This window comes from Xenophilus sp., assembly GCF_044462705.1.
GTDB lineage: Bacteria > Pseudomonadota > Gammaproteobacteria > Burkholderiales > Burkholderiaceae_C > Xenophilus > Xenophilus azovorans.
In genome coordinates this window covers 1-9,341 of the sequence record NZ_JBIQNC010000187.1, presented here as the reverse complement: position 1 = coordinate 9,341, position 9,341 = coordinate 1, and the positions used below count along the sequence as shown (strand labels likewise).

Genomic DNA, 9,341 nt, shown 5'->3' with positions numbered 1-9,341 from the left:
CGTTGCGCTCCTTGTGCGTGCCGACGCACGCACGGCGTCGCGCGCCTACAGGGGCGGGCTGTGGCGAGCTTCGCGACCCCCTTCCGCCGCGTCGACAGGCCCTGGTGCGAAGTCGGGCCTGAGCGCCGCCTTTCGCACCGCCCGCCGGTCTGCGCGCATCGCGGACCGGCTGTCATTCCTTTTCCGGCGCGGACGCGCAACGCCGCGCCCCGCCTCTCAAGACATGATCATTCTCGACAACGTCATCCTGCGCCGCGGCACCAAGGTGCTGCTCGACGGCGCGAGCGCCACCCTCAACCCCGGCGAGAAAGTCGGCCTGGTCGGCCGCAACGGCGCCGGCAAGTCCACCCTCTTCGCGCTGCTCAACGGCTCGCTGCACGAGGACGGCGGCAGCTTCTCCATGCCGCGCCAGTGGCGCCTGGCCCAGGTGGCCCAGCACATGCCCGAGACCGACGAGCCGGCCACCGGCTTCGTCATCGCAGGCGACACGCGCCTGATGGAGGCGCGCGCCGCCCTGGCCCGCGCCGAGGAGGTGCATGCCCAGGCCCCCGACGATGCCGAGGCCGGCATGGCGCTGGCGCAGGCCTACACCGACCTGGCCGACGCCGGCGAGCACGACGCCGCGCCGCGTGCGCAGGCGCTCATCCTCGGCCTGGGCTTCCAGGTGCACGAGCTGGAGCAGCCGGTCAACAGCTTCTCCGGCGGCTGGCGCATGCGGCTGCAGCTCGCCCGGGCGCTGATGTGCCCGAGCGACCTGCTGCTGCTCGACGAGCCGACCAACCACCTGGATCTGGACGCGCTCGTCTGGCTCGAAAGCTGGCTGCAGAAGTACGCCGGCACCATGATCGTCATCAGCCACGACCGCGAGTTCCTCGACGCCGTGACCGACGTGACCCTGCACATCGAGCATGCGAAGCTCACCCGCTACGGCGGCAACTACAGCAAGTTCGAGGACATGCGCGCCCTCAAGCTGGCGCAGCAGCAGGCCGCCTACGCGCGCCAGCAGGACAAGATCGCCCACCTGCAGAAATTCATCGACCGCTTCAAGGCCAAGGCCAGCAAGGCCAAGCAGGCGCAAAGCCGCGTCAAGGCGCTGGAGCGCATGGAGAAGGTGGCCCCGCTGCTGGCCGAGGCGGACTTCAGCTTCGAGTTCAAGGAGCCGGCCAGCCTGCCCAACCCGATGCTCAGCGTGCAGGACGCGTGCTTCGGCTATGCGCAGGAGGACGCCGGGCCGAAGGTGATCCTCTCCGGCGTCAACCGCTCGGTGCTCGCCGGGCAGCGCATCGGCATCCTGGGCGCCAACGGCCGCGGCAAGTCCACCTTCGTCAAGACCATCGCGCACGACCTGCCGCTCGTGTCGGGCACCGTCACCGAGGGCAAGGGCCTGGCCATCGGCTACTTCGCGCAGCAGGAACTGGACGTGCTGCACGAGGCCAGCAACCCGCTGGAGCACATGGTGCGCCTGGCGCGCGAGCTGGGTGCCGCCGCGCCCGGCCGCAGCAGCGAGCAGGACCTGCGCGGCTTCCTCGGCAGCTTCAACTTCAGCGGCGACATGGTCAAGCAGCCCGTGGGCACCATGAGCGGCGGCGAGAAGGCGCGCCTGGTGCTGGCGATGATGGTCTGGCAGCGCCCCAACCTGCTGCTGCTGGACGAGCCGACCAACCACCTGGACCTGGCCACGCGCGAAGCGCTGGCCGTGGCGCTCAACGAATTCGAGGGCACGCTGATGCTGGTCAGCCACGACCGGGCGCTGCTGCGATCCGTGTGCGACGAGTTCTGGCTGGTCGGCGGCGGCGCGGTGAGCGACTTCGACGGCGACCTGGACGACTACCAGCGCTACCTGCTGAACGAGGCCCGCAAGCAGCGCGAGCGCGCCCGCCTGGAGACGGCGGCGGACAAGGCGCCGCCGCCGGCCGCCCCCGCGGCTGCGCCCGTGGCGCCCGCAGACCCGCGCACCGAGCGCCAGCGCCAGGCCCGCGAGCGCCAGCAGACGGCCGAGCAGGCCAAGCCGCTGCGCAAGGAGCTGGCGCAGGTGGACGCCCGCCTGGCTGCCGCCGGCACCGAGCGCGACGCGCTGCACGGGCGCCTGGCCGAGGCGCTGCCGCCGGCCGAGCTGGCCGAGGCGGGCCGGCGCCTGAAGCAGCTCGAAGCCGAGATCGCCGGGCTGGAGGAACGCTGGCTCGTGCTCTCGGAACAACTGGAAGCGCTGGCCGGCTGACGCGCCGGGAACGGCTGCGCGCGCACGGGCTCTCACAGCACCATGCCCTCCGCCATCGAACTCGCCCAAGGCGATCCCGCGCTCGTCGCGGCCGTCCACCGCAGCCGCCGCCTGCTGGGCCGCAAGGCGCTGCTGGCGGCGGCGGCCGGCGCGCTGCCGCTGCCGGGCGTCGACCTGGCGGCCGACGCCGCCCTGCTGGCCCGCCTGCTGCCCAGCATCAGCGCCGAGTTCGGCCTGGCGACGCCGCAACTGGCGCACCTCTCGCCGCGCCAGCGCGAGCGGGTGCTGCGGGCCGCCAACACCATCGGCGCGGTGCTGATCGGCAAGCTCCTCACGCGCGACCTGCTGCTGGCGCTGGCCCGCCGCGCCGGCGTGATGCTCACCGCGCGCCAGGCCGCCCGCTGGGTGCCGCTGGCCGGCCAGCTGGCGGGCGCGGCGCTCGGCTACGCGGCGCTGCGCACGCTGGGCGAGCAGCACATCAAGGACTGCGTGCGGGTGGCCCGGGCCGCCCAGATGCTGCTGCCGGCAGCCCCGACGCCGCCCGCACTGTAGGACGCGGCCGGAACGTACACAGTTTGTGACGTAGGCGTCGGGGCAATGTGTACCATTGCTAGCTTTCCGCCAGTCGGAAACTTTCGTTGCGGGACATTTCTCCGAACTGCATGAACAACACGCTGTTGCCGTCCATCCGCTCCTTCCCCGCCCAGCCCCTCGCTCGCCGCTCCCTTCTCGCGGCCCTTGCTGCCTCCCCCGCCCTGCCTGCGCTGGCCCAGTTCCGGGTCGAGGTATCGGGTGTGGGCCTGACGCAGCTGCCGATCGCGCTGGTGCCGTTCAAGGGTGAAGATGCCTCGCCGCAGAAGATCTCGGAGATCGTCAAGGCCGACCTGGAACGCAGCGGCCAGTTCCGCGGCGTCGACGCCTCGGGCCAGTCGATGGACGAGAACGCCCGGCCCGACCTCACCCTGTGGCGCCAGCGCACGGCCGACTCGCTGGTGGCCGGCAGCGTCACCCGCCTGGCCGACGGCCGCTACGACGTGCGCTTCCGCCTGTGGGACGTGGTGCGCGGCCAGGACCTCGGCGGCCAGAGCTACACCGTGCCGCAGGCCGACCTGCGCCTGGCCTCGCACCGCATCGCCGACTACGTCTACGAGAAGCTCACCGGCGAGAAGGGCATCTTCTCGACCCGCCTGGCCTACGTCACGCGCGCCGGCGGCCGCTACACGCTGTGGGTGGCCGACGCCGACGGCGAGAACGCCCAGGCCGCCCTGGCCAGCCCGGAGCCGATCATCTCGCCCGTGTGGTCGCCCAACGGCGGGCAACTGGCATACGTCTCCTTCGAATCGCGCAAGCCAGTCGTCTACGTGCACTCGGTGGCGACGGGCCAGCGCCGGCTGGTGGCCAACTTCAAGGGCTCGAACAGCGCGCCGGCCTGGTCGCCGGACGGCGGCACGCTGGCCGTGACGCTCAGCCGCGACGGCGGCTCGCAGCTGTTCACCATCCCTGCCGGCGGCGGCGAGCCGCGCCGCCTCACGCAGAGCAGCGCCATCGACACCGAGCCCACCTACTCGGCCGACGGCGGCACGATCTACTTCGTGAGCGACCGCGGCGGCTCGCCGCAGATCTACAAGATGTCGGCCGGCGGCGGCAACCCGACCCGCGTGACCTTCTCCGGGTCCTACAACATCTCCCCGTCGGTCAGCCCGGACGGCCGGTGGTTGGCCTACATCACGCGCACCGGCGGCGCCTTCAAATTGCAGGTGATGGAACTGGCCAGCGGCACCGTGACGTCGCTGACGGACACCAGCGCCGACGAGAACCCGAGCTTCGCGCCCAACAGTAAGCTCATCGTCTACGCCACGCAGTTGCAGGGCCGGGAGGCCCTGATGACCACAACGCTCGACGGAAAGATCAAGGCACGCCTGGCCGGCAAAGCGGGAGACATCCGCGAGCCGGACTGGGGTCCGTTTCAGAAGCAGTGATCAACCAATCAAGATCAACCAGAGGAGTCCGACATGCTTAGACGTTCACTTTATTCGCTGGCCATCGTGGCGCTCATCGCCGGATGCTCGTCCGGCACCAAGCTCAACGACGGCGCGGCAGGCGCCGGCGGTGCGGGCGCCGGCGGCACCGGCGGCGCGGCCAGCGGCGTGGCACCCGTCACGATCGACCCGAACGCGCAGACGCGCCAGGGCCCGGTCGGGGTGGCACGGATCGTCTACTTCGACTTCGACAGCTACACCATCAAGCCCGAGTTCCAGTCGCTGATCGACGGCCATGCCCGCTTCCTGAAGGCCAACCCGTCGCGCCAGATCTCCATCGAAGGCCACACCGACGAGCGCGGCGGCCGCGAGTACAACCTGGCGCTGGGCCAGAAGCGCTCCGAGGCCGTGCGCCGCGCGCTCACCCTGCTGGGCGTGAACGACGCGCAGATCGAGGCCGTGAGCTTCGGCAAGGAGAAGCCGGCGGCCCAGGGCACGGGTGAGGACGCGTGGGCGCAGAACCGCCGCGCCGAGATCGTCTACCGTTGACCATGTCGATGCACCCTTGGCGGCAGGCGGCGCTTGCCGCCTTTGTTCTGTGTGCGTCCGCGGGCGCGCAGGCAGCGCTGTTCGAGGACGACGAGGCCCGCCGCGCCATCCTCGACCTGCGCCAGCGCGTCGAGGCGGTGCGCCAGCAGGCCGAGGCCGGCACGCAGGAGAACGCCCAGCTGCGCCGCAGCCTGGTCGAACTGCAGCAGCAGATCGACGGGCTGCGCGGCGAACTGGCGCGCATGACCGGCCAGAACGAGCAGCTCACGCGCCAGTTGTCCGAGATGCAGCAGCGGCAGGCCGACATCGACAACAAGCTCAAGGAAAACGAGCCCACGCAGGTGTCGGTGGACGGCCGCGAGTTCAGCGCCGACCCGAAGGAGAAGGCCGACTTCGATGCGGCGCTGGGTGTGTTCCGCGCCGGGCAGTTCGCCCAGGCGCAGACCGCCTTCGCCGACTTCGTCAAGCGCTACCCGCGCAGCGGCTACGCGCCCTCGGCGCTGTACTGGCTGGGCAATGCGCAGTACGCCACGCGCAACTACGCCGAGGCCATCGCGAACTTCCGCTCGATGCTCTCGACCGCGCCGGACCATCCGAAGGCGCCCGAGGCCGTGCTGTCGATCGCCAACTGCCAGATCGAGCTGAAGGACACGCGCGCGGCACGCCGCACGCTGGAGGACTTGGTCAAGGCCTATCCCCAGTCCGAGGCCGCGCAGGCCGGCCGCGAGCGGCTCAGCCGTCTGCGATGAGCCAGGATGCCACGGCGGCGGACACGGCATCCGCCGACCTGGCCCGCCGCTTCGGCGGACTCGAACGCCTCTACGGCGTGCCCGGCGCGGCCCGCATCCGCGCCGCGCACGTGCTGGTCGCCGGCATCGGCGGCGTCGGCTCCTGGGCCGTGGAGGCGCTGGCGCGCAGCGGCGTCGGAGCGCTCACGCTGGTCGACCTGGACCACATCGCCGAATCCAACATCAACCGCCAGATCCATGCGCTGGACGCGACCGTCGGCCAGGCCAAGGTGCAGGCCATGCGCGAGCGCATCGCGCAGATCCACCCCGGCTGCCGCGTGCTGCCGCTGGACGAGTTCGTCGAACCCGGCAACTGGGACGCGCTGCGCGATGCGGCCGTCGCGGCCAACGGCCCGGTGCATGCGGTCATCGACGCCTGCGACCAGGTGGCCGCCAAGCTCGCCATGGCCGCCTGGGCGCGCGGCCCGGGCCGCGGCACGCTGTTCATCACGGCGGGCGCCGCCGGCGGCAAGCGGCTGGCGCACCGGGTGGAAATCGACGACCTGGCCCGCGCCTCGCACGATCCGCTGCTGGCGCGCCTGCGCCAGCGCCTGCGCAAGCAGCACGGCGCACCCGGCGAGGGGCGCCGCATCGGCATTCCCTGCGTGTTCAGCACCGAGAGCGTCGCCCCGCCCGATGCCTCCTGCGCCCTCGAAGGCGGCGCCGACGGCAGCCTCAACTGCCACGGCTACGGCTCGGTGGTCAGCGTGACCGCCACCTTCGGCCAATGCGCGGCGGGATGGGTGCTCGACCAATTGGCCCGCGGGGCATGACGCCCGCTGTCCGCTGCAAGGCGCTTCGCAGCCGCGCATGAAAACGAAAAAGGCCTGCCGTGAATGCACAGCAGGCCTGAAGCTTGGATGAGGTGGTAGGACGTGCGCGACTCGAACGCGCGACCAACGGATTAAAAGTCCGCTGCTCTACCAACTGAGCTAACGTCCCTCTCGTCTTCTTGCTTCTTCTCGCCGGGGATCGCCCGTTTCGCAGCAAAGCGTGCGAGTATAGCGTGCCCTCTCCGGCCATCCTGCAGGCGGCGGCGCGCGCTCCGCCAGCATCCCTATCGCAGCGGCAACCCCACCATCGCCTGCAGCGCCTCGCGCGCCAGGCCCTCCACCACGTCGATGAGCACCAGCCCCTGCGGCGTGCACTCGAAGGTGGCCAGGTCGGTGTACACCCGCTTGACGCAGGCCAGGCCCGTCAACGGATAGGTGCAGCGCTCGACCAGCTTGCTGGCGCCCTGCTTGGTCAACAGGTCCATCATCACCCAGGTCTGCCTGGCGCCCGTGGCCAGGTCCATCGCCCCACCCACCGCCGGGATGGCGCCCTCCTCGCCCGTGCTCCAGTTCGCCAGGTCTCCGGTCGCGCTCACCTGGAAGGCCCCCAGCACGCAGATGTCGATGTGCCCGCCGCGCATCATCGCGAAGCTGTCGGCATGGTGGAAGTACGCCCCGCCCGCCAGCAGCGTCACCGGCTGCTTGCCGGCGTTGATCAGGTCGTAGTCCTCCTGCCCCTCGGCCGGCGCCGGGCCCATGCCCAGGATGCCGTTCTCGCTGTGCAGGATGACCTCGCGCCCCGGCGGCAGGTGGTTGGCCACCCGCGTGGGCTGGCCGATGCCCAGGTTGACCACGGCGCCGTCGAAGATGTCCTGCGCCACGCGGGCGGCCAGTTCGTCCTTGCTCCTGCGCCGGTAGCTCATGGTCGTGCTCATGCCGCCTCCCTGAAGCCGCCGGCCTGGGTGGCGGTGCGCTCGATCTTCACGATGCGGCTCACGAAGATGCCGGGGGTGACGATGGCCTCGGGGTCCAGCGAGCCCAGCCCGGCGATCTCGTGCACGCTGGCGACGGTCCTCTTCGCGGCCATCGCCATGACGGGGCCGAAGTTGCGCGCGGCCTTGCGGTAGGTGAGGTTGCCCCAGCGGTCGCCGCGCTCGGCCTTGATCAGGGCCAGGTCGCCGTGGATGGGGTATTCGAGCACGTAAGGCTTGCCGTCGATGACGCGGGTCTCGCGCCCGCCGGCCAGCTCGGTGCCGAAGCCGGTGGGGCAGAAGAAGGCGCCGATGCCGGCGCCGGCGGCGCGGATGCGCTCGGCCAGGTTGCCCTGGGGCACCAGCTCCAGCTCGATCTTGCCGGCGCGGTACAGGCCGTCGAAGACGTAGCTGTCGGCCGAGCGCGGGAAGCTGCAGATGATCTTTCTCACCAGGCCGGCCTTGAGCAGGGCCGCGATGCCGACTTGGCCGTTGCCGGCGTTGTTGCTGACGATGGTCAGCTCGCGCGGGCCGATCTCGATCAGCGCGGCGAGCAGTTCGTCGGGCATGCCGGCGGTGCCGAAGCCGCCGAGCAGCACCGTGGCGCCGTCGGCCACCTGCCCGATGGCATCGACCGTGGTCTGAGCGATCTTGTCGATCATGTCTTCTCCATGAACAGCCGGCCTACTTCGCCCGCAGGCCCTGGAGCGCCGCCGTCCAGCGCAGCAGTTCGTCGAGCATGGCGGTCGCGGCCTGGGCATGGGCCGGGTTGGCGCCGAGCCCGCCTTCGGCCTGCAGTTGCTGCCCCACGTTCGTGATGGCGACCGCCTCCAGCATCGGCACCACCTTGAGCGTGCCGAGCAGCCCCTTGGTCGCCTGCACGGCGCGGATGCCGCCGGACATGCCGCCGTAGCTGACGAAGCCCACCGCCTTGTAGTGCCACTCGCGCACGAGGTAGTTCAGCGCGTTGGCCAGGGCGCCCGGCGGCGCGAAGTTGTACTCGGGCAGGACGAAGACGAAGGCGTCGGCCTCGCTCACGCTGGCGCTCCAGGCGCGCGTGTGCGCGTGCTGGTAGCGGCCCAGCCGCGGATGCTCCGGCTCGTCGAAGACGGGCAGGCCGAACGAGGCCAGGTCCACCAGCCGTGCGTCGAAGCCGCCGTGGGCACGGGCGGCCGCGTGCGCCCATTCGGCGACGGCGGGCCCGACGCGTCCGGGGCGCGTGCTGCAGATCAGGGTATGAAGGATGGGTCGTGTCATGGAAGTCGTCATGGGACGGATGATGCGTCAAGGCTGCCTCAGTCCCAGCCGCAGGATCGTGGCGGCCTTGAGCCGGCTGTCCTCGCGCATGTTGCGCTCGAATTCGCTGCCGGGGCGGAAGTCCACCACCTGGTTGGCGCCGCGCGCCCAGCCCTGGTACTTCGGCGAGGCCACCGCCGCGCGGCAGGCGCCTTCCAGCCGGGCGACGACGGCATCCGGCGTGCGTGCCGGCGCAAGCACGCCGCCGAAGCTGGCCTGCACCACGGGAATGCCCGCCTCCTTCAATGTCGGCACGTCCGGGAACGACGGGTGGCGCCGGTCGGCGTAGACGGCGACGAGCCGCAGCGCGCCACTGTTCAGGTGGCCCGTGATCGAGCTGACCAGCACCGCGCCGAAGCCCAGCCGCTCGCTGAGCAGGTCCTGCAGCATCGGTGCGTCGCCCTTGTAGGGCACGTGCGTCAGCGTGACCTTGGCGGTGGCCTCGATGTCCGAGGTGCCCAGGTGCGGGATGGAGCCGGTGCCGGAGGTGCCGTAGTTGACCTTGCCCGGGTCCTTGCGGGCATCGGCCAGGATGTCGTCGATGCGGCGGTAGGGCGAGTTGCCCGGCACCGCGATGGCGAAGATGTTGTCGAAGACCTGGCAGACGTAGCGGAACGAATCGAGGCCGTAGGCCAGCGACTTCAGGCGGTGCGGCTCGCTCGACAGCGGCACGGCGGGGGTGAAGGCCAGCGTGTAGCCGTCGGCGCGTGCGCCGGCGTCCGCGTTCAGGCCGATGGTGCCGGCGGGGCCGCCGCGGTTGGCGACGG

At 71.2% G+C, this 9,341-nt stretch carries 10 protein-coding genes and 1 tRNA gene; 6 read left to right on the top strand and 5 right to left on the bottom strand.

All coding sequences use genetic code 11. The annotated features are described in order from the left end of the window. Positions 1 to 223: 223 nt before the first annotated feature. From ACIY1X_RS21255 to ACIY1X_RS21230, 6 genes are all read left to right on the top strand, one after another. A complete protein-coding gene (locus ACIY1X_RS21255) occupies positions 224 to 2,218 on the top strand; it encodes an ABC-F family ATP-binding cassette domain-containing protein (RefSeq protein ID WP_399684443.1) in 1,995 nt (664 codons plus the stop codon). A gap of 42 nt (positions 2,219 to 2,260) precedes the next feature. After that, positions 2,261 to 2,770, top strand: coding sequence for a hypothetical protein (locus ACIY1X_RS21250; RefSeq protein ID WP_399684440.1), 510 nt, complete (start codon positions 2,261 to 2,263; stop codon positions 2,768 to 2,770). 110 nt (positions 2,771 to 2,880) lie between these two features. Further along, positions 2,881 to 4,197, top strand: a complete 1,317-nt coding sequence (gene tolB, locus ACIY1X_RS21245) for a Tol-Pal system beta propeller repeat protein TolB (RefSeq protein WP_399684437.1) — start codon at positions 2,881 to 2,883, stop codon at positions 4,195 to 4,197. Positions 4,198 to 4,230: 33 nt separating this feature from the next. Next, positions 4,231 to 4,746 (top strand): peptidoglycan-associated lipoprotein Pal, encoded by a 516-nt coding sequence (gene pal, locus ACIY1X_RS21240; RefSeq protein WP_038217106.1) that lies wholly within the window; start codon positions 4,231 to 4,233, stop codon positions 4,744 to 4,746. A gap of 2 nt (positions 4,747 to 4,748) precedes the next feature. Then, entirely contained in the window at positions 4,749 to 5,495 is a 747-nt protein-coding gene (ybgF, locus tag ACIY1X_RS21235; RefSeq protein WP_038217109.1) for a tol-pal system protein YbgF, read from the top strand. Continuing rightward, complete coding sequence (locus tag ACIY1X_RS21230) at positions 5,492 to 6,307, top strand: ThiF family adenylyltransferase (RefSeq protein ID WP_399684433.1); 816 nt, start codon at positions 5,492 to 5,494, stop codon at positions 6,305 to 6,307. Before ybgF ends, ACIY1X_RS21230 begins: the two co-directional genes overlap by 4 nt. Positions 6,308 to 6,400: 93 nt before the next feature. Here ACIY1X_RS21230 and ACIY1X_RS21225 read toward each other — a convergent pair. From ACIY1X_RS21225 to ACIY1X_RS21205, 5 genes are all read right to left on the bottom strand, one after another. Continuing rightward, positions 6,401 to 6,476: transfer RNA gene (locus ACIY1X_RS21225), tRNA-Lys, on the bottom strand. Positions 6,477 to 6,591: 115 nt separating this feature from the next. Continuing rightward, entirely contained in the window at positions 6,592 to 7,242 is a 651-nt protein-coding gene (locus ACIY1X_RS21220) for a 3-oxoacid CoA-transferase subunit B (RefSeq protein WP_399684430.1), read from the bottom strand. Continuing rightward, on the bottom strand, positions 7,239 to 7,940 hold the full coding sequence (locus tag ACIY1X_RS21215) for a 3-oxoacid CoA-transferase subunit A (protein ID WP_399684427.1): 702 nt from the start codon (positions 7,938 to 7,940) through the stop codon (positions 7,239 to 7,241). The genes ACIY1X_RS21220 and ACIY1X_RS21215 overlap by 4 nt, the downstream gene beginning before the upstream one ends. Positions 7,941 to 7,962: 22 nt before the next feature. Further along, complete coding sequence (locus ACIY1X_RS21210; RefSeq protein ID WP_399684424.1) at positions 7,963 to 8,535, bottom strand: NADPH-dependent FMN reductase; 573 nt, start codon at positions 8,533 to 8,535, stop codon at positions 7,963 to 7,965. 27 nt (positions 8,536 to 8,562) lie between these two features. Further along, the coding region (locus tag ACIY1X_RS21205; protein ID WP_399684422.1) for a tripartite tricarboxylate transporter substrate binding protein at positions 8,563 to 9,341 on the bottom strand (779 nt) is incomplete at its 5' end.